The organism is Microbacterium sp. PI-1 (assembly GCF_004337555.1).
Taxonomy (GTDB): domain Bacteria; phylum Actinomycetota; class Actinomycetes; order Actinomycetales; family Microbacteriaceae; genus Microbacterium; species Microbacterium aurugineum.
In genome coordinates this window covers 31603-49550 of sequence record NZ_SJYZ01000024.1, presented here as the reverse complement: position 1 = coordinate 49550, position 17948 = coordinate 31603, and the positions used below count along the sequence as shown (strand labels likewise).

Annotated in this window: 17 protein-coding genes; 4 read left to right on the top strand and 13 right to left on the bottom strand. The window is 69.5% G+C overall.

What is annotated here, in order from left to right:
• Positions 1–166: 166 nt before the first annotated feature.
• The 7 genes from E0W80_RS16045 to E0W80_RS16015 all read right to left on the bottom strand — a co-directional run bounded on the left by E0W80_RS16045 (position 167) and on the right by E0W80_RS16015 (position 9489).
• On the bottom strand, positions 167–1174 hold the full coding sequence (locus E0W80_RS16045) for an NAD(P)-dependent alcohol dehydrogenase (RefSeq protein WP_131493996.1): 1008 nt from the start codon (positions 1172–1174) through the stop codon (positions 167–169).
• Positions 1171–1401, bottom strand: a complete 231-nt coding sequence (locus E0W80_RS16040) for a helix-turn-helix transcriptional regulator (RefSeq protein ID WP_047520335.1) — start codon at positions 1399–1401, stop codon at positions 1171–1173. Before E0W80_RS16040 ends, E0W80_RS16045 begins: the two co-directional genes overlap by 4 nt.
• Entirely contained in the window at positions 1401–1835 is a 435-nt protein-coding gene (locus tag E0W80_RS16035; protein ID WP_047520337.1) for a hypothetical protein, read from the bottom strand. The genes E0W80_RS16040 and E0W80_RS16035 overlap by 1 nt, the downstream gene beginning before the upstream one ends.
• A 218-nt stretch (positions 1836–2053) precedes the next feature.
• A complete protein-coding gene (locus E0W80_RS16030; RefSeq protein WP_131493994.1) occupies positions 2054–5704 on the bottom strand; it encodes a proline dehydrogenase family protein in 3651 nt (1216 codons plus the stop codon).
• Between the two features lie 104 nt (positions 5705–5808).
• Positions 5809–7206 carry a Re/Si-specific NAD(P)(+) transhydrogenase subunit beta gene (gene pntB / locus E0W80_RS16025; RefSeq protein WP_131493992.1) on the bottom strand — a complete coding sequence of 466 codons (1398 nt, stop codon included), beginning with the start codon at positions 7204–7206 and terminating at the stop codon, positions 5809–5811.
• The gene (locus E0W80_RS16020; protein WP_131493990.1) at positions 7203–8756 is read right to left on the bottom strand and encodes a Re/Si-specific NAD(P)(+) transhydrogenase subunit alpha; all 1554 of its coding nucleotides are present in this window, start codon (positions 8754–8756) and stop codon (positions 7203–7205) included. Before E0W80_RS16020 ends, pntB begins: the two co-directional genes overlap by 4 nt.
• 172 nt (positions 8757–8928) lie before the next feature.
• Positions 8929–9489, bottom strand: coding sequence for an acyl-CoA thioesterase (locus E0W80_RS16015; RefSeq protein ID WP_047523568.1), 561 nt, complete (start codon positions 9487–9489; stop codon positions 8929–8931).
• Between the two features lie 131 nt (positions 9490–9620).
• Here E0W80_RS16015 and E0W80_RS16010 point away from each other — a divergent pair, with 131 nt between their 5' ends.
• Positions 9621–10130 carry a GNAT family N-acetyltransferase gene (locus tag E0W80_RS16010; protein WP_165875492.1) on the top strand — a complete coding sequence of 170 codons (510 nt, stop codon included), beginning with the start codon at positions 9621–9623 and terminating at the stop codon, positions 10128–10130.
• A gap of 78 nt (positions 10131–10208) precedes the next feature.
• On the opposite strand, the gene E0W80_RS16005 is transcribed toward E0W80_RS16010, so the two are convergent.
• The 4 genes from E0W80_RS16005 to E0W80_RS15990 are packed head-to-tail and all read right to left on the bottom strand — an operon-like array spanning position 10209 to position 14867.
• Positions 10209–11360 carry an acetyl-CoA C-acetyltransferase gene (locus E0W80_RS16005; RefSeq protein ID WP_131493986.1) on the bottom strand — a complete coding sequence of 384 codons (1152 nt, stop codon included), beginning with the start codon at positions 11358–11360 and terminating at the stop codon, positions 10209–10211.
• Between the two features lie 48 nt (positions 11361–11408).
• Positions 11409–13115 carry a cytochrome b/b6 domain-containing protein gene (locus E0W80_RS16000; protein WP_205802382.1) on the bottom strand — a complete coding sequence of 569 codons (1707 nt, stop codon included), beginning with the start codon at positions 13113–13115 and terminating at the stop codon, positions 11409–11411.
• 2 nt (positions 13116–13117) lie between these two features.
• Positions 13118–14089 (bottom strand): electron transfer flavoprotein subunit alpha/FixB family protein, encoded by a 972-nt coding sequence (locus E0W80_RS15995; protein ID WP_131493985.1) that lies wholly within the window; start codon positions 14087–14089, stop codon positions 13118–13120.
• A gap of 1 nt (position 14090) precedes the next feature.
• Positions 14091–14867: an electron transfer flavoprotein subunit beta/FixA family protein gene (locus E0W80_RS15990; protein WP_131493983.1), complete on the bottom strand. Its 777-nt coding sequence runs from the start codon at positions 14865–14867 to the stop codon at positions 14091–14093.
• 176 nt (positions 14868–15043) lie between these two features.
• Between E0W80_RS15990 and E0W80_RS15985 the strand changes: the two genes are divergently transcribed.
• Genes E0W80_RS15985 through E0W80_RS15975 form a run of 3 tightly spaced genes read left to right on the top strand, consistent with a single transcriptional unit; the run spans position 15044 to position 16492 of the window.
• A complete protein-coding gene (locus E0W80_RS15985; RefSeq protein WP_047522251.1) occupies positions 15044–15580 on the top strand; it encodes a MarR family transcriptional regulator in 537 nt (178 codons plus the stop codon).
• A 1-nt stretch (position 15581) separates the two neighbouring features.
• The gene (locus E0W80_RS15980) at positions 15582–16052 is read left to right on the top strand and encodes an SRPBCC family protein (RefSeq protein ID WP_131493981.1); all 471 of its coding nucleotides are present in this window, start codon (positions 15582–15584) and stop codon (positions 16050–16052) included.
• On the top strand, positions 16049–16492 hold the full coding sequence (locus tag E0W80_RS15975) for a YdeI/OmpD-associated family protein (RefSeq protein WP_131493979.1): 444 nt from the start codon (positions 16049–16051) through the stop codon (positions 16490–16492). The genes E0W80_RS15980 and E0W80_RS15975 overlap by 4 nt, the downstream gene beginning before the upstream one ends.
• Before the next feature lie 150 nt (positions 16493–16642).
• On the opposite strand, the gene E0W80_RS15970 is transcribed toward E0W80_RS15975, so the two are convergent.
• Positions 16643–16879 carry a hypothetical protein gene (locus tag E0W80_RS15970; RefSeq protein ID WP_131493977.1) on the bottom strand — a complete coding sequence of 79 codons (237 nt, stop codon included), beginning with the start codon at positions 16877–16879 and terminating at the stop codon, positions 16643–16645.
• Between the two features lie 231 nt (positions 16880–17110).
• Complete coding sequence (locus tag E0W80_RS15965) at positions 17111–17887, bottom strand: enoyl-CoA hydratase-related protein (RefSeq protein WP_131493975.1); 777 nt, start codon at positions 17885–17887, stop codon at positions 17111–17113.
• Between the last annotated feature and the right edge of the window lie 61 nt (positions 17888–17948).

Sequence of the window (17948 nt, the reverse complement as noted above, 5' to 3'; positions counted from 1 at the left end):
GTGCTCTCCTCGGAGGACGGGCGCGGCGGACGCTGTCCAGGGGCCCGGCGGTCCTTCGACCCTTCGCTCGTTCAGAGCGGGCGTCGGGGAAGATGCGACTCGGGCACGCCGGGGTCCATTGTGTCACCCGCCGCCTGTATGCCGCCAGAGCACCGCGCGGGTCGGATCAGGAGCCGGAGCCGGAGCCGGTGACGACAAGCTTGCCGACCGCATGACCGGCCGCGATGCGAGACAGGGCGGTAGCGGCCTCCGAGAAGGGGTACTCCTGTTCGACCACGGGAACCACACGTCCGTCGGCCACGAGTTCGAGGAGCTTCGCGAGCACTTCCGGACGCGGAGTCGCGGCGAGGGGACGGATGCTCCGCGATCCGATCGACAGGAACACCGCGCGCAGCATCCGGGGGATCGGGCCCAGCACGTGTCCGCCGTCTCCCGTGACCAGCACCACGGTGCCGCCGGGAGCGACGAGGCGCTTCAGCTCCCGCAGCGGCATCCCCCCGGCGATGTCGACGATCGCGTCGAACCGTCCTGCGGGGAGGTCGGCCAGCGGAGACTCCCGGTGATCGAAGGTGCGAACGGCGCCCAGCCGCTCGACCAGCGGTGCGTTGCGGGCACGGCAGGTCGCCCAGACCTCGGCCCCACGGAGCGCCGCGAGCTGCACGGCGAAGGTACCGACACCACCCGAGGCGCCGATGATGAGGACGCGCGGCGTCCCGGCATGCGCGAGCCCCACCCCGGCGAGGTCGAGCGCCTGCCACGCAGTCCCCCCGGCCACCGGAAGGCACGCGGCGGACTCGGGCGCGATGTCGGGCGGGATCGGCACGAGCCGTGAGGCCGGGACGCTCACGTATTCGCCGAGGCCTCCGCCGCCGACGAGCTCTCCGACGACGTCCTCCCCCAGCTCCGCGCCCACGACGTCGGGCCCGAGTGCGACCACGGTGCCGGCGACCTCCATACCGCGCACCGGATGCTTCGGACGGGTCAGGCCGTACACCGGCCGGACGAGCAGCGGATCACCGAGGAGGAGACGCACATCGCCCGCGTTCAGGGCCGTGGCGCGCACCCGCAGCAGCACCTCCCCCCGACCGGGCGTCGGGACGGGGATGCTCTGCAGCGTCACGCCGTCGGCCGCCCCGTAGGTCTCCCGGGACCATGCCTGCATCGACCGGTTCATGCGGATGCTCCTGACGTGTCGGGATACTCGAAGATGTCGTCGAGGCCCACACCGAACGCGCGGGCGATCTGGAAGGCGAGCTCGAGCGTCGGCGAGTACTTCTGCTGCTCGATCGCGATGAGCGTCTGGCGCGTCACACCGACCGTGCGTGCGAGTTCGGCCTGGGTGAGTCCTGCCTGTTCGCGGTGCACACGGATGGTGTTCGAGACGCGGGTGGGCTTGACCATCAGACGAGTCCTCGCCGGTAGGCGATCACCCGCGCGATGCCGCCGACGAGCGCCGACACCGCGAAGCCCGCGAACATGGTGTTCGCGATCCAGAAGACGTCGGCTCCGACGGCGCACAGCGCGATGACTCCGAGTCCCGCGACCACGACGAAGGCCTGCTCGACCCGTCCGCCCATGCGGCTGATGTCGCGGTCGCGGATGTCCGAGCGACCCACCCCGTCCGGATCCGTCATCCCGGCGATGATCCCCCAGACGATGCTGAGGACGATGGTCGCGACGATGCCGCCACCGATCACCCACAGCATGAGCGGGAACCAGTCGACGTCGGTGAGCGGTCCTCCCCCGGCCTGCTGAAGCACCAGCACGACGTACACGACCATCACGATCGGGCTGACGATGAGCCCCGACCAGGCATTGCGTTCTTCGTAGACCATGACGCCTCCGATGTAAAAGATTCTTGACACACTCAGCGTACGTCCGCGGTATGCGTGTGTCAAGAATTCTTTACATCCGGAGTGTTCTCCCCCGTTCCGGTCGCGATATGGCGCCCTATTCGAGGGAAACGGGTGCCATATCGCGACCGGAACGGAGGGACGCCACGGGAACGGAGGGACGCCACGGGACCGGAGGGACGGATGGGGCGTGAGACGCGTCAGATCACGTCGCTGCTCCACGGGTCGAGGTTGCCGTAGCGGTGTGCCGTGATCGAGATCGACTGCTCGTGCACGAACGGCAGCAGCTCGATGCGGGCCGCGCCCGTCACCTCGCCGTCGTACACCGCGAGGTCGGGATCGCCGGCGGAGGCCGTGGCGAGCTTCGCGCGCAGCGCGGCCAGCCCTTCACGACCGCCGACCAGCCGCACGCGGTCGGCCACCGGAAGCGCGACGCCCTCGGGACCAGCGTCCTGCCGCTGCAGGCGCTGCAGCCACTCGTCGTCGCTCTCCAGGAACACGGGGGCGTCGAGATCGCCGAGCGCGCGACGCACATCGGCGGGCAGCCCGACCGGAGTCGAGAGGACGAACGCCGCTCCGGCGCGCACACCGGCGATGACGACGCGCAGCAGCTCCTGCAGTCCCGCATCCGCCGTCGCACGGACCTCGACCGGCACCGGACGGTAGCGGAACAGGTTCCGCTCGACATCGAGGTGCGACACGTCGCGCACCTGCCCGAACTCGCGGTCCCAGGCCAGCGCATCGGACAGCGCCGATCGACGCAGCCACTCGAACAACTCGTAGGCGAGCGAGGACTGCGCCGACTCGATCAGAGCCGTGATGCGGGAGTCGAGTCCGCGCAGGTGCAGCGTGCTGGACGCCGGGCCGCCCGCCTGCGAGCGCCACGACCCCAGTCCGATCAGGTAGTTCGGCCCGCCCGCTTTCGCGCCGGGACCGACCGAAGACCGTTTCCACCCACCGAACGGCTGCCGTTGCACGATCGCGCCCGTGATGCCGCGGTTCACGTACAGGTTCCCGGCCTCGACCCGATCGAGCCACAGGGCGAGATCGTCCGGGTCCTGCGTGTACAGCCCGGCGGTGAGGCCGTAGGCGACCGCGTTCTGCATCTCGATGGCCTTCGCGAGGGTGGGGGCATGCATGACCCCCAGCACCGGGCCGAAGAACTCCTCCGTGTGGAAGCGCGACCCCGGCTGTACTCCGACGCGGATACCGGGCCGCCACAGTCGTCCGCTGCCGTCATCGCCCTCGGCGAGCGCAGGCTCGATCAGCCACTGCTCCTCCCCCTCGAGCTCGCTCAGCGCCCAGGCGAGCTTGCCGTGGGGTCGCTCGATCACCGGCCCGACCTCGGCCAGCGGATCGGTCGGCGGACCGATGTGCAACGAGCGCACGGCATCCGCGAGCTGGCGCGCGAACCGCGGGGACCGGCCGACCGGGCCCACCAGGATCGCCAGCGAGGCAGCGGAGCACTTCTGGCCGGCGTGGCCGAAGGCACTCTTGACGAGATCGGCGACCGCGAGATCGAGGTCGGCGGACGGGGTGATGATCATCGCGTTCTTGCCGCTGGTCTCCGCGAGCAGCGGGAGGTCCGGACGCCAGGAACGGAACAGCGCCGCCGTGTCCCACGCCCCCGTGAGGATCACGCGATCGACCGCCTCGTGCGTGATGAGGTCGCGACCGAGATCGCCCTCTTCGATGTCGACCAGCGCGAGCAGATCACGAGGGATGCCGGCCTGCCACAGCGTCTCCGCGATGACGGCGGCGCAACGACGTGCCTGCGGGGCGGGCTTGAAGACCACGCCGGAACCGGCGGCGAGCGCGGCGAGCACCCCGCCCGCCGGGATCGCGAGGGGGAAGTTCCACGGCGGGGTGACCACGGTCACGGATGACGGCACGAAGACGGCCCCGGCGATCGCGTCGAGTTCGCGTGCCTTCGCGGCATAGTAGCGGGCGAAGTCGACCGCCTCGCTCACCTCCACGTCGGCCTCCGCGAAGACCTTTCCGGTCTCCGAGGCAGCGACCTCGATGAGATCCGCCCGCCGCCCTTCGAGCGCTGCCGCCGCGCGGAGCAGCACCTCGGCCCGCTCCGCAGCGGGTCGTCCGCCCCAGGCGGGAGCGGCGCGGCGGACGCCCTGCACGATCCGGTCCAACGCCGCGGCATCGTCGACCCGCCCGGCAGCGACCGTCGCGGTGCCGAGATCGGACCCGGGGATGCGCTCGCGCACCTCGCGCGCCCAGTCGCGGTTCGCGGGGAGGGCGGGGTCGGTGTCGGCCGTGTTGACGAACCCCGGAGCGCCGCCCGCGTCGTGCTCCAGCTCGCGGGCGGAGTACACGGCCGTCTCGACGAAGGCCTCCCGTCCGCCGTCGTCGGATCCGCGGGAGATGCCGAGCACCGCCTTGGTGAGGTCGGTCTCCGGGGCGGGAGCCGACGGGACGGGCCGCACGGACTCGTGCACGGGGTCGTGCCGGTCCTGGGTGCGACGCGGTCCGGTGCGGAGAGTCGGATCGGCGGCGCGATCGAGTGCATCGAGGAACCGGTCCTGCTCGCGCACGAACAGCGACTCGTCCTCGCCGAGCCGGAGCGCCGCGGAGAGGAAGTTCTCCGCAGAGGCGTTCTCCTCCAGCCTCCGCACCAGGTAGCTGATCGCGACGTCGAACTCGGCGGGCTCCACCACGGGCACGTAGAGCAGCACCGGACCGACTTCGCGGGAAACGGCCTGCACCTGCCCCTGCGCCATCCCGAGGAGCATCTCGAACTCGACGGCCTCCCGGACACCGCGCTCACCGGCGAGGAGCCAGGCGTAGGCGATGCCGAAGAGGTTGTGTCCGGCGACACCGATCTTCACCGCCGCCGTGTGCTCGGGTCGCAGTGCCCAGTCCAGACAGCGCAGGTGGTTCGCATCGGTGTCGAGCTTCGTGTCGTAGGTCGCGGGTTCCCATCCGTGCATCCGCGCCTCGACCCGCTCCATCGCGAGATTCGCACCCTTGACCAGCCGCACCTTGATGCGGGCCCCGCCGTGCGCGACGCGATCCTGCGCCCAGGCGGTGAGCTCCTGCAGGGCGGGCAGCGCATCGGGGAGGTAGGCCTGCAACACGATCCCGGCTTCGAGTCCGGCCAGACGCGGATCTTCCAGGAGGCGCGTGAACACCGCGATGGTCAGATCGAGGTCGCGGTACTCCTCCATGTCGAGTTTGATGAACGTGCCGTCCCCCGCGGCCGTGAGGTACAGCGGCAGAAGCCGTTCGACGACCTCGTCGACGACCTCGTCGAACGCCCACATCGACAGGTGACTGACGATGGCGGACACCTTGACCGAGACATAGTCGACGTCCGGTCGCTGGATGAGCTCGTGGATGCCGTCGAGGCGACGCCGCGCCTCCGCTTCGCCCAGAACCGCCTCGCCGAGCAGGTTGAGGTTGAGCCGGGAACCGTCCGCGGCGATCCGCTCGATGGCGGCGCCGAGCTTCGCGGGGCGGGCGTCGACGACGAGGTGCCCGACCATGTCGCGCAGCACCCTGCGGGCGATCGGCACGACGGGTGCGGGGAGGAGGGGGGCCACTCCTCCGCCGAGGCGCACCACGGAACGCAGGTACCACGGGAGGAACTCGGGCACGATCGGAGCGATCCGGCGCAACTGCGAGGCGGCAGCGGTCAGGCTTTCGGGGCGCATCACGCCGTCGACGAAGCCGAGCGTGAACGGGAGGCCGTTCGCGTCCTGCAGCACCCCCGCGAGCCGGGCGGCCGCGGGGTCGGGTTCGACGGCCGCGGCCTCGATCGCCCACCGCCGAGCGAGCTCGACGGCGCGGTCTGCGAGGGGTGCGGATGCCACGGCATCCGGCGGGGTGTCGGCCATGGATTTCAGCCTAGGTCGGGAGCAGGATTCCTCGGCCGTTCGAATCGCGCAATCGGTCGCTTTTCCCTCTCGGATGGCGTCGATCGCGCGATTCGGAACCGAGGTCACAGCGCCGCGATGATGTCCTCCACCCGCTGCTTGGCATCACCGAACAGCATCGAGGCGTTGTCGCGGAAGAACAGTGGATTCTGCACCCCCGCGTAGCCGGCGGCCATCGAGCGCTTGAACACGATGACGTTCTCGGCCTCCCACACCTTGAGCACCGGCATCCCGGCGATGGGGCTGCCCGGGTCCTCGGCCGCAGCCGGGTTCACGGTGTCGTTCGCCCCGATCACCAGCACCACCGAGGTCGATGCGAGGTCGTCGTTGATCTCGTCCATGCTGAGAACGATGTCGTACGGGACCTTGGCCTCGGCCAGCAGCACGTTCATGTGACCGGGAAGGCGCCCGGCCACCGGGTGGATGCCGAACCGCACGTCCACCCCGCGTTCGCGGAGCCTGTGGACCAGATCAGCCACCGGGTACTGCGCCTGAGCGACGGCCATGCCGTAGCCGGGTGTGATCACGACGCTGCCCGCGGCGACGAGCATCTCGGCCGCCCCCTCGGCGGTGATCTCGCGGTGCTCGCCGTACTCGGTGTCGTCCGCGGACGGTGCGGCGATCCCGAAACCGCCCGCGATGACGGAGAGGAACGAGCGGTTCATGGCCTTGCACATCACGTACGACAGGTAGGCACCCGACGAGCCGACCAGCGCACCCGTGACGATCAGCAGGTCGTTGTTGAGGAGGAAACCCGCCGCGGCGGCCGCCCAGCCCGAGTAGCTGTTGAGCATCGAGACGACGACCGGCATGTCGCCACCGCCGATCGAAGCGACCAGATGCCAGCCGAGGGCGAACGCGAGCACGGTGACCGCGATCAGGAGCCAGAGCTGCTGGTCGTTCACGAACCACACGGTGAGCGCGACGAAGGCGACGAGCGCGCCGACGTTCAGGCCGTTCTTGCCGGGGAGCATGAGCGGCGCGGACGACATCCTGGCCGACAGCTTGAGGTAGGCGACGATCGATCCGGTAAAGGTGACGCCGCCGATGAAGATCCCGATGAAGACCTCGGCGTTGTGGATGCCGACGAGCTCGGGGGCGAGCTCCGGGTGCGCGAGGTAGCCGTTCCAGCCGACGAGCACGGCTGCCAGACCGACGAAGCTGTGCAAGAGCGCGATGAGCTCGGGCATCCCCGTCATCTCGACGACCCTGGCCCGCCAGAGCCCGATGGCTGCGCCGACCAGCACGGCGGCCACCAGCAGGCCGAGACCGAGGAACGCGCCGGTGCTCCAGGCGTCGGCGACGGTGAGGGCGACGGTCGCGACGAGCGCGATGGTCATGCCGGCGATGCCGTACACCACCCCCGCGCGTGCCGACTCGTGGCGGCTGAGGCTGGCGAGACTCAGGATGAACAGCAGGGCGGCGACGATGTACGCCGCTCCGACGAACGCGTCGATGGTCATTTCCGGCCACCCTTCGCGGAGTTCCCGAGGGTGAACATCGCGAGCATCCGGCGGGTGACCGCGAATCCTCCGAAGATGTTGATGGATGCCAGCAGCACGGCGATCGTCGCGAGCACCTGCACGACCGGGATCGGTGAGGTGACCTGCAGCATCGCGCCGACGACGATGACGCCGGAGATCGCGTTCGTCACCGACATGAGCGGGGTGTGCAGCGCGTGGTGCACCTTGCCGATCACGGAGAAGCCGATCACGACCGAGAGCACGAGCACGGTGAAGTGCTGCGGAAGCGGCGCGGGTGCGAACGCGTTCACGGCGAAGAGGGCGGCGATGCCCAGCACGATCAGGGTCACCCGGCGCGCCGTCGACATCTTCTTCGGCGGGGCGACCTCGACGGGATCCGCGGCCGCTCTCGCAGCGGGCGCGGCGGCGACCTGCACGGCGGGCGGGGGCCAGGTGACCTCCCCGTCGCGGACGACGGTGACCGAACGCTGCACCACGTCGTCGAAGTCGATCACGAGCCGTCCGTCCTTCGCGGGCGTCAGCAGGGCGACCAGGTTCGCAAGGTTCGTGCCGTAGAGCTGTGATGCCTGGGAGGCCAGGCGTGACGCCAGGTCGGTGTACCCCAGGATGATCACGCCGTTGTCGGTGACGATGCGTTCGCCCGCGACGGACCCTTCGACGTTGCCGCCCTGCCCCGCGGCCATGTCGACGATCACGCTGCCTGGCTTCATCCGGGCGACATCGGACGCCGTGATCAGGCGCGGTGCCGCACGCCCGGGGATGAGGGCGGTCGTGATGATGATGTCGACGTCGGCCGCCTGCTCGGTGTAGATCTCGGCGGCCCGTCGGTCGTAGTCCGCGCTCGTCGCCTTCGCATAGCCGTCGGTGGACGCGGCGACCTCGACGTCGACCGGGAGGTACGTCCCCCCGATCGAGGTCACCTGGTCGGCGACTTCGGGGCGCGGATCGGTGGCGCGGACGACGGCTCCGAGGCTCGACGCCGCACCGATGGCCGCGAGCCCCGCGACTCCGGCTCCCGCGACGAGCACCTTCGCCGGAGGCACCTTGCCGGCGGCGGTCACCTGGCCCGTGAAGAAGCGGCCGAACTCGTGGGCGGCTTCGACGACCGCCCGGTATCCGGCGATGTTCGCCATCGAGCTGAGCACGTCCATGGACTGCGCCCGCGAGATGCGGGGCACCGCGTCGAGGGCGACCGCGGTGATCCTGCGCTGGGCGAGAGACTCGACCAGGTCGGGACGCAGTGCCGGCGACAGCAGGGCGATGAGGGTCGCCCCGTCGGCGAGGAGGGCGATCTCCTCCGGTCCGGGCGCCGTGATCGCGAGCACGATCTCGCTCCCCCACGCCTCCGCCCTGTCCACGAGCACAGCACCGGCGGCTTCATAGTCCGCATCGGGGAACGACGCCGCCGCTCCTGCTCCTCGTTCGACCCTGACCGTGTGTCCCAGCCTGCCGAGCGACGCGATGGTCGCCGGGGTGGCCGAGACCCGTGCTTCGCCCGCAGGCTCCCGCACGATGCCGATGACTGCCACTGCTTCCTCCTCCACCCGTCTGCGTCGACGGGATCACCGGGGCGTCCGCGCCCCTGACTTCCCGCTCAGAGTACTGAGAGGGCGATCGGGAGCAGCCCTCTTTCGGCTCTGTGACGGGGAAAGAAGCGAGGTTCTTACGGAAAGCAGAGGAGGAGATCGCGGCGAGAGCGGCTCAGCCCCAGACGCTCGGAGCCTTCACGCGCACGGGCGGGAGGGCGGATGCCGCGGCCCAGTCGTGCACCCAGGCGTCGATCTCCGGCACGCCGTCGGGCTTGCCGACCGCAGCGAAGAGCTCTTCGTTGCTGACGGTGCCCCCGGTGCGACGCAGCATCCGGGCGCGCACGATCGCCCGGGCGTAGACCTCGCCGTCGACCACGGCCCGGTGCTCCAGGAAGAGGGCCTTGTCGTCGTGCCCGATGAAGCGCGACTGCACCTCGAACCGCTGCCAGAGCTGCAGCGACTTGCGGAACGTGACCGTCTCGCTGGAGACGACCGCGTACCAGCCGCGGTCCTTCATGGCGTCGAACAGCCCGGTGCGGATCAGCTGGTCCCAGCGCCCGAGGTCGAACAGCGACAGGTAGCGACCGTTGTTCATATGGCGCAGGATGTCGAGGTCGGTCGGCAACGTCGTCAGGGTGATGCTGCCCACCGCCGTCGGGTCGAGGGTCTTCCCCCGTCGCACGCGGCGACGAGCGCCGAGGATCACCAGAAGGGTCCGCCAGATCACGTTCACGAGGATCGATCGTAGCCAGACGCGCACGAATCACGAACATCGTTGTGCGAACCCTCCATCCTGTGACGCCCGGTCTCCGCGGGCCTCCGCTCGATTTCCTGTTCGCGGACGCCGCGCGTAGAGTCACGAACATGAGCGCCGAAGCCCAGCCTGAAGTCATCGTCCGTCCGGTCCGTGATGTGGATGCGGAAGCCCTCGGTCGCGTGCACGCCCAGTGCTGGCACGAGACCTACGACCACCTGATCAGCAAGGCAGCGCTCGAGAAGGTCTCGCCGCGGCGGATGGCCGAGCTCTGGACGCACTGGGCCTCGCAAGGCCCCGACTTCAAGATGAACGCCGCGCTCGTCGACGGCGAGATCGTCGGCTTCGTCGGTTCGGGACCGGCCCGCGACAAGGATGCTCCGGCGTTCCGCGAGCTCTACTTCATCTACCTGCTCGACGCGTGGCACTCGACCGGCATCGGCCAGAAGCTGTTCGACGCCGCCGTCGAGAAGGACGAGCCGCTGTACCTGTGGGTCGCGGAGGACAACCCCCGTGCGCACCGCTTCTACACGCGCAACGGCTTCCACCTCGACGGCGCATCGCACACCGAGCCGTTCCTCGGTGAGACGCTGACCGAGGTCCGCTTCGTCCGACCCTGACGCGGCGCGCCCGTGCGGGATCGATTTCGCACCTCGCACGCCCCTCGCAGGCACGTTCTTGATCCCGCATGCAACACGTCAGAGGCGCTCGATGATGGTCACGTTGGCGACGCCACCGCCCTCGCACATCGCCTGCACGCCGTACCGCCCACCGGTGCGCTCGAGCTCGTTCAGAAGTGTCGTCAACAGCCTCGTGCCGGTCGCCCCGATCGGATGACCGAGCGCGATGGCTCCCCCGTTGACGTTGACCCTCTCATGCGGAGCCTCCAGCTCACGCATCCAGGCGAGCACCACGGGGGCGAATGCCTCGTTCACCTCGAACAGGTCGATATCGGCGACGCCGAGGCCCGCACGCTCCAGAGCTCTCCGGGTCGCCGGGATGGGCGCGGTGAGCATGAGCACGGGGCTCGCGCCCCGCACCGTCATCTGATGGATGCGCGCGCGAGGTGTGAGCCCGTGTTCGCGGACCGCACGCTCGCTCGCGATGAGTACGGCGCTGGAAGCATCGCTGATCTGTGATGAGACAGCAGCGGTGATCCGCCCGCCCTCCCGCAACGGAGCGAGTCCGGCCATCCGCTCCAGACTCGTGTCCCGGCGCACGCCCTCGTCGTGGTCGAGCCCGTTCAACGGCGTGATCTCATTCGCGAAGCGACCCTCGTCCTGCGCGACGGCTGCGCGACGGTGGCTCTCGAGGGCGAACTGTTCCATCTCCTCGCGGGAGATGTCCCATTGCTCGGCGATCAGCTCCGCACCGGCGAACTGCGAGATCTCCTGATCGCCGTAGCGCGCCCGCCACCCGGGGGACTCCGCGTACGGCGTCGTGAAGCCGTACGCCTCACCCACGGTCGCCGCGGCGGTCAGAGGCACCTGCGACATGTTCTGCAAGCCGCCGGCGACCACGAGGTCGCTCATCCCGCTCATCACGGCCTGCGCCGCGAAGTGCACAGCCTGCTGGCTCGAGCCGCACTGGCGATCGATCGTGACCCCGGGCACGTGCTCAGGGAATCCGGCGACCAGGGCGGCCGTGCGCGCCACGTTCCCCGACTGCCCGCCGATCGCATCGATCGCACCGAGCACGACGTCATCGATCGCGCCGGGGTCGATGCCCGTGCGTTCGACCAGCGCGGTCAGACTGTGTGCGCCCAGATCCGCCGGGTGGATTCCGGCGAGCGATCCCCCGCGCCGACCGACAGGCGAGCGGACCGCGTCGACGATGAATGCCTCTGCCATGGATCTCCTTCCGTCGTGCGGCGACGCCGCTGCGTCAACGTCGTCGTGTCAGCGACCCGAGACCTTTCCGAAGACCTTCGCGATCGGAGCGAGCACCAGCGGACGGGCGGCCGCCCAGCCGATGGCGATCACGACGATCGAGACGACGAAGACCCAGAATCCCGTCCAGGTGACGGCATCCTGCGCGGCGAACATGTGGTTCAGGTTGCGCAGGAATCCGGTCAGCATCACCAGCGCCACGTGCGCGATGATGAACGCCACGAAGTACAGCATGATCGGGAAGTGCAGGGCACGAGCCCATTCGACCGGATATGCCTTCGACAGCTTCTCGGCCTTCTTCGGCCACAGCCCCGACATCCGGAAACCGGTGATCGCCGCGAGGGGAGCCGCGATGAACACGGTCGCGAAGTACGCGAGCTGTTGCAGGCTGTTGTAGTTGTTCCAGCCGTTCTCATGCGGCCAGTCGAAGGAGACATACTGCAGGGCCGCCGACAGTGCGTTCGGGAAGACCTCCCAGCTCGTCGGCACGATGCGCACCCAGTGCCCGGTGACGAACAGCAGCACCACGAAGATGACGCCGTTCACGAGCCACAGGATGTCGAGCGCCTGGTGGAACCACAGGTTCAGGCTGATCTTGCCCTTCGCATTGCCGCGGGGCGTCCAGAAGACCGTCGGACGCTTCTCCGTGCGCACCTGCAGTCCGGAGCGGATGATGAGCACCATCAGGAACATGTTGAAGAAGTGCGCCCAGTTCACCCACGGTGCGAATCCGGGCGCGACCTCGATAGCCGGCTCGTACTCACCGGGGAAGGCCGCGAGGAAGTCCTGCATGAACGGGAAGCTCAGGAGCGTGCGCACCAGCGCGATCGCGGCTCCGGCGAGCACTCCGAGCGCAGCGGCCCCGAACAGGACGGCGATCGCCTGGGTCCAGGTCGGACGACGACGTGCGGGCTCCGGGGCCGCAGCCACGTGCCGCGGTGCACGGCCGTCCCACACCGTGCGCTTCCACGCCAGCGGCGTATCGACGGTGGCGACAGCAGTGGCTGGGACCGGCACGGCCGCGGAGGCAGGGGGCTCGGCAGCGACAGGAAGCGCGGAAGCGGTGGCAGCAGCGTCGACGGGGGCCGCGGCTGCGGGGACGATCGGAGTGATGCCGGCGGGCGGCCAGGGCTCACCACCGACGACACGAGGCAGCCCACGTCGAACGCCGGTCGCAGAGGAGGCGTGCGTCTCCGGCCTCGCGGCGGGCGCGGGCGTCGACACCGAAGCAGCAGCGCCCACGGTGTCCGACACGACCGGGGCGGATGCCGCAGCCGAGGATGCCGCAGCCGAGGCGGATGGCGCAGCCGAGGCGGATGCCGCAGCCGAGGATGCCGCAGCCGAGGATGCCGGCGCGGGCACCGCCTCCGCGGCTGGTTCGTCCGCGATGGGAGCCTGCGCACCACTGGCCGGCGGCCACGGCTCACCCCCGGGCACGCGCGGGAGCCCTCGCCGGATGCCCGCGGTGGAGGAGGCGACCACACCCGTCGTCGCCGCGACGGCTCCGTTCACGGACCCCACACTCGGTGCGAGCGCGTCCGCCTCCGGCGCGACCTCGGACGCGACGGGTTCAGCGACCGGCACGGCCGCCTCCGGGAGCGACACGTCCGAAGGCTCGGGAGCGTCGGCCGCTTCCACGGCCACGGCATCCGCAGGGGGCCAGGGGTCCCCGCCCGGCACCCGCGGCAGACCGCGTCGCAGCATCCGCGTCGCCATGACTAGTTCTTCCGCGCCTCGAGCGCCGCGATCACCTGGGGCACCACGGTGAACACGTCGCCGACGATGCCGAAGTCCGCGACCTCGAAGATCGGCGCCTCGGGGTCCTTGTTGATCGCGACGATGTTCTTCGACGTCTGCATGCCCGCACGGTGCTGGATCGCTCCGGATATGCCGAGAGCGACATACAGCTGTGGAGAGACCGAGACGCCCGTCTGTCCGACCTGGTGCGACTGCGGGATGTATCCTGCATCGACGGCGGCCCGGGAGGCACCGACCGCCGCTCCGAGCGCGTCGGCGAGCTCTTCGACGAGCACGAACTTCTCCTTGGATGCGAGCCCGCGTCCGCCCGAGACGACACGGGTGGCGCCCCGCAGCTCAGGGCGGGAGGAGGCGACCTCGACCGCTTCGACCGGACCGGCCGTCGCGGCGACGACCCCGGACGGGGTGACATCGAGCACCTCGACCGAGTGCGACGGCACCGCCTCGGCACGCGCATCGACCGCGCCCTGACGCACCGTGATCACCGGGGTTCCGAATGTCGGAGCGGAGTCGACCAGATACGCGCCGCCGTAGACCGAGTGGTGCGCGACGACACCCTCCTCATCGCGGGAGACGCCGACCGCGTCGACCGACAGCGCGCTCTTCGTGCGCACCGCGAATCGTCCTGCCACGTCTCGACCGGAGATCGAGTTCGAGATGAGCACAGCATCGGGTCGCACCTGGGCTGCCGCGGCCTGCAACGCGTCCACGATCGGGACCGTCAGCGCGGTGGGGTCTCCGTCGGCCGTCAGCACCACGGATGCTCCGGCAGCGGCGGCCTGATCGACCGCCGCAGGACTCCCGCCGACGATCAGGGCCACAGGCGTACCGACCGTCGACGCGGCACCGATCAGCGCGGCCGTGCTGGTCGCGACGTACCCGGAGGGGTCGACGTCGACGAGGACGAGGATCGGGTTCTCGGAAGAAGTCATCTCACACCAACCTGTTCTGCACGAGGTAGTCGACGAGCTTGTCGGCGGCATCGCCCTCATCGGTGATCTTCACGCCGGCCGCGCGCGGAGGCTTCTCCGACACCGCGGTCATGATGGTTCGCGGCGCTGCGGACGGATCCGCCGAGACCTCGAGGTCGACGAGCGAGAGCACCTCCAGCGGCTTCTTCTTCGCCGCCATGATGCCCTTGAAGTTGGGGAAGCGTGCGTCGGGGAGCGCCTCGGTGATCGAGATCACTGCGGGCAGCGACGCCGTGATCGGCTGACTGCCGGCATCCGCACCGCGGACCCCGGAGACGCCGTCGTCGGTGATCTCGACCGACGTGAGAGCGGTGGCCTGCGCGAACCCGAGGTGCTCGGCGAGCATGGCCGGGATGACACCGCCCGAGCCGTCGGTCGACAGGTTCCCGGTGATCACCAGGTCGGGGCTCCCGCGGCGGATCGCGGCGGCCAGCACTTCGGCGGTGAGGCCGAGATCGGCACCCACGAGTTCCTCATCGGCGATGTGCACGGCCGACGAGGCGCCGATCGCCAGCGCCCGACGCACGGAGGCGGTCGAGCCGGCCGGAGCCATCGAGAGGGCGACGACCTCGGTCCCGTCGTTCTTGTCGGCGTAACGGAGGGCGACCTCGAGAGCACGCTCGGTGATCTCGTCCAGGACGACATCTCCGGCGGCGCGATCAGCGAGCCCGGTCTCGAGATTCAGTTTGCGATCGCCATAGGTGTCGGGCACCTCTTTGACCAAGACGAAGATCTTCATCGATTGCTCCTCACGACACGCTGAGTCTATCCGCATGGGTCTCTATGTAGCCAAAAGCGGAGGAAACCACGGTCGGGACCCCAGAATTGCCCCAACAATGTATACATACCCCACACTCCGGCTGCGGTATCCCCCACGCTCCGTCCGCCGCACGCCGCCGCCGGTACCGTAGAGAGGTGACCCGACCCCGCCCGCTCCCCGTTGACCCGCTCGCCGAGGCCAAGCGGCAGTGGATCGCGCACGGGTGGACGGATGCCGCCGACGGCATGGCTGTCGTCACCTCGGTCATGCGGGCCCAACAGCTCCTGCTCGCCCGCGTCGATGCGGCGCTCAAGCCGTTCGCACTCAGCTTCGCCCGGTTCGAGGTGCTGCGCCTGCTCGCGTTCAGCCGCGCCGGACGCCTCCCCCTGTCGAGTGTCGTCGCTCGCCTTCAGGTGCACCCGACCACGGTCACGAGCACGGCGGAGCGACTGGTCCGCGATGGGCTCGTGGTGCGGGAGCCGCACCCGCACGACGGTCGGGCCGCGCTCCTCGCCCTCACGGATGCCGGGCGGGAACTGGTCGAACGCGCCACCCGGTCCCTGAACTCCGAGGTCTTCGTCGATCCCGGCATGAGCGGAGACGACGCCGCGGAACTCGTCGCGATCGTCGCACGGCTCCGCAAAGCCGCAGGCGACTTCGCGGACCCTCGCCCGCATCCCGAGCCGCTCTGACATGCCCCGGTTCGTCCTCGAGACGCTCATCGCCGCACCACCCGCTGCCGTGTTCGCCGCGTCGCTGGACCCTGAGCTGCACGTCCGCTCGATGGCTCGACACGGCGAGTCGATGGTGGAGGCACCGGCGGGGGGATCGTTCACGGAGGGGTCGACCGTGACGTGGCGGGCACGTCATTTCGGCGTCCCGTTCCGGTTGCGTTCCGTCGTGTTCGACATCGATCCGCCCCACGGCTTCTCGGACCGGCAGATCGCCGGCCCGTTCGCGGCGTTCCTGCACGAGCACCGGTTCGTTGCGCATCCGTCCGGCACGCTCATGCGGGACACGGTGACGTTCCGGTCGCCCTTCGGTCCGCTCGGCCGGATCGTCGACGCCCTGTTCCTCGGCGCGTACATGCGCCGCCTGATCAGCGAACGCAACACGATTCTGGCCGCCGAGATCGAGGACCCGGGGCGTACCCTGTCGGCATGAGCGAACTGCGTCTGCACACCGTCCTCACCGGCCGCGGCCCCGCCGCGGCGATCCTGCTCACGGACGAGCAGGTCGCGTCGTTCGGTGCCGGGAAGGCCTTCCCGGTCGCCGTCACCATCGACGGACGCACCGCCCGCCTGCGACTGGCGCGGATGGGCGACGAGAACCTGATCGGGTTCAGCAAGGCCGTCCGCACCGAACTCGGGCTGGAGATCGGGCAGGAGATCGATGCCGTGATCCGGGTGGATTCAGCCGAGCGCACCGTCGACATCCCCGCCGAACTCGCTGCAGCCCTGGACGCCGACCCTGCCGCGCGGGCACGCTTCGACGCACTGTCGTACTCCGTACGCAAGGAGCACGCGCGGAGCGTGTCCGAGGCCAAACAGGACGCGACGCGCGAACGCCGGATCGCGAAGGTCCTCGACGCCCTCTCCGGCTGAGGGCGTTCACAACTCCTCAGGAATCGCCGACGAGCACCGCGCGAAGCGCCGTCTCCCGCGCGACGCACTCCTTTCTGAGGAGTTGCGATCCCCGCCGTCCCGGGGCGGGGCAACGCGAGTCGGTGACGGTCGGCCGACCGTGACCGAGCGCTACGGGCGGATGCTCCTGGAGCGATGGTTGAGCATGATGGCGCCGAGGACGCTGCCGATGCTTCCGATCACGATCAACACGGTCGCGAGGGTTGTCAGGGAGTTTGCGTCCCCCGGCCCGACGATGATGGTGGTGATCGCGAGCACCACTCCGAGGAAGGTGAGCGCCGAGGAAGCAAGTGTGCCGAGTGTGAGCCAACGGGTACGAGTATCGCGGATGTTCTCTTTCAATCCCATGTCATTACCCCCAGCATGCGACTCCGCCGACGACGAAGATACTGATGCAGATCGCGTCATTTCCACTTGCAGCCTTGCACACGCCCAACAGCCAAGGGTCGGATCGCGAAGGTCCTCGACGCCCTGTCCGGCTGAGGGCGTTCACAACTCCTCAGGAATCTCCGACGAGCACCGCCCGAAGCGCCGTCTCCCGCGCGACGCACTCCTTTCTGAGGAGTTGCGAACGAGCACCTAGCGGTTCTGGAAGTCCGGCGACCGCTTCTCCCGGAACGCCGACATCCCTTCCTTCTGGTCGGCGGTGTCGAACAGCGCCGCGAAGGCCTGCTTCTCGTGCGCGAGGCCGTCGGCGAGGGTCGTCTCCATCGCCGCATCCAGCGCGGCCTTCGCCGCATAGACGGACGGCAGCGACTTCGCGGCGATGGAGTCGGCGAGCGTCGCCGCCTCGGCGAGGAGCTCGGATGCCGGAACGACACGTGACACGAGACCTGCGCGCTCGGCTTCCTCCGCCCCCATGAAACGTCCGGAAAGCACCAGCTCGGCCGCCTTGTAGTAGCCGACCGCACGGATCAGGCGCTGCGTACCGCCCATCCCGGGGATGACGCCGAGGTTGATCTCCGGTTGGCCGAACTTCGCGTTGTCCGCGGCGAGGATGATGTCGCACATCATCGCGAGCTCGCAGCCACCGCCCAGGGCGAAGCCGGAGACCGCCGCGATCACGGGGGTGCGCACCGCGGCGAAGTCATGCCAGACGCCGAAGTGGTCGGTCTCGAGCATCTCCGCCGCGGACATGCTCTCCATCTCCTTGATGTCGGCGCCGGCCGCGAACGCCTTCTCGGACCCGGTCACCACGATGGCGCCGACAGCGTCGTCCGTGTCGAAGGCGACGGCGGCCGCGGTGACCTCCTCCGCGAGTCGGCTGTTCAACGCGTTCAGCGCGCCGGGTCGGTTCAGGGTGATCCACCCCACTCGTCCGCGCTGCTCGACCAGGATCGTCTCGTATTCGGTCATGTCGCCCTCTCCGTCGGATCTCTTTCAGCATTCACCTGGCCTTCGAATCACGCAAATGACT

Excerpts from the sequence above, each read along its gene's own strand:
- E0W80_RS16045 (WP_131493996.1), bottom strand. The coding sequence starts at position 1,174 with ATGAACCGGTCGATGCAGGCATGGTCCCGGGAGACCTACGGGGCGGCC.
- E0W80_RS16040 (WP_047520335.1), bottom strand. The coding sequence starts at position 1,401 with ATGGTCAAGCCCACCCGCGTCTCGAACACCATCCGTGTGCACCGCGAA.
- E0W80_RS16035 (WP_047520337.1), bottom strand. The coding sequence starts at position 1,835 with ATGGTCTACGAAGAACGCAATGCCTGGTCGGGGCTCATCGTCAGCCCG.
- E0W80_RS16030 (WP_131493994.1), bottom strand. The coding sequence starts at position 5,704 with ATGGCCGACACCCCGCCGGATGCCGTGGCATCCGCACCCCTCGCAGAC.
- pntB (WP_131493992.1), bottom strand. The coding sequence starts at position 7,206 with ATGACCATCGACGCGTTCGTCGGAGCGGCGTACATCGTCGCCGCCCTG.
- E0W80_RS16010 (WP_165875492.1), top strand. The coding sequence starts at position 9,621 with ATGAGCGCCGAAGCCCAGCCTGAAGTCATCGTCCGTCCGGTCCGTGAT.
- E0W80_RS16005 (WP_131493986.1), bottom strand. The coding sequence starts at position 11,360 with ATGGCAGAGGCATTCATCGTCGACGCGGTCCGCTCGCCTGTCGGTCGG.
- E0W80_RS16000 (WP_205802382.1), bottom strand. The coding sequence starts at position 13,115 with ATGGCGACGCGGATGCTGCGACGCGGTCTGCCGCGGGTGCCGGGCGGG.
- E0W80_RS15995 (WP_131493985.1), bottom strand. The coding sequence starts at position 14,089 with ATGACTTCTTCCGAGAACCCGATCCTCGTCCTCGTCGACGTCGACCCC.
- E0W80_RS15990 (WP_131493983.1), bottom strand. The coding sequence starts at position 14,867 with ATGAAGATCTTCGTCTTGGTCAAAGAGGTGCCCGACACCTATGGCGAT.
- E0W80_RS15980 (WP_131493981.1), top strand. The coding sequence starts at position 15,582 with ATGCCCCGGTTCGTCCTCGAGACGCTCATCGCCGCACCACCCGCTGCC.
- E0W80_RS15975 (WP_131493979.1), top strand. The coding sequence starts at position 16,049 with ATGAGCGAACTGCGTCTGCACACCGTCCTCACCGGCCGCGGCCCCGCC.
- E0W80_RS15970 (WP_131493977.1), bottom strand. The coding sequence starts at position 16,879 with ATGGGATTGAAAGAGAACATCCGCGATACTCGTACCCGTTGGCTCACA.
- E0W80_RS15965 (WP_131493975.1), bottom strand. The coding sequence starts at position 17,887 with ATGACCGAATACGAGACGATCCTGGTCGAGCAGCGCGGACGAGTGGGG.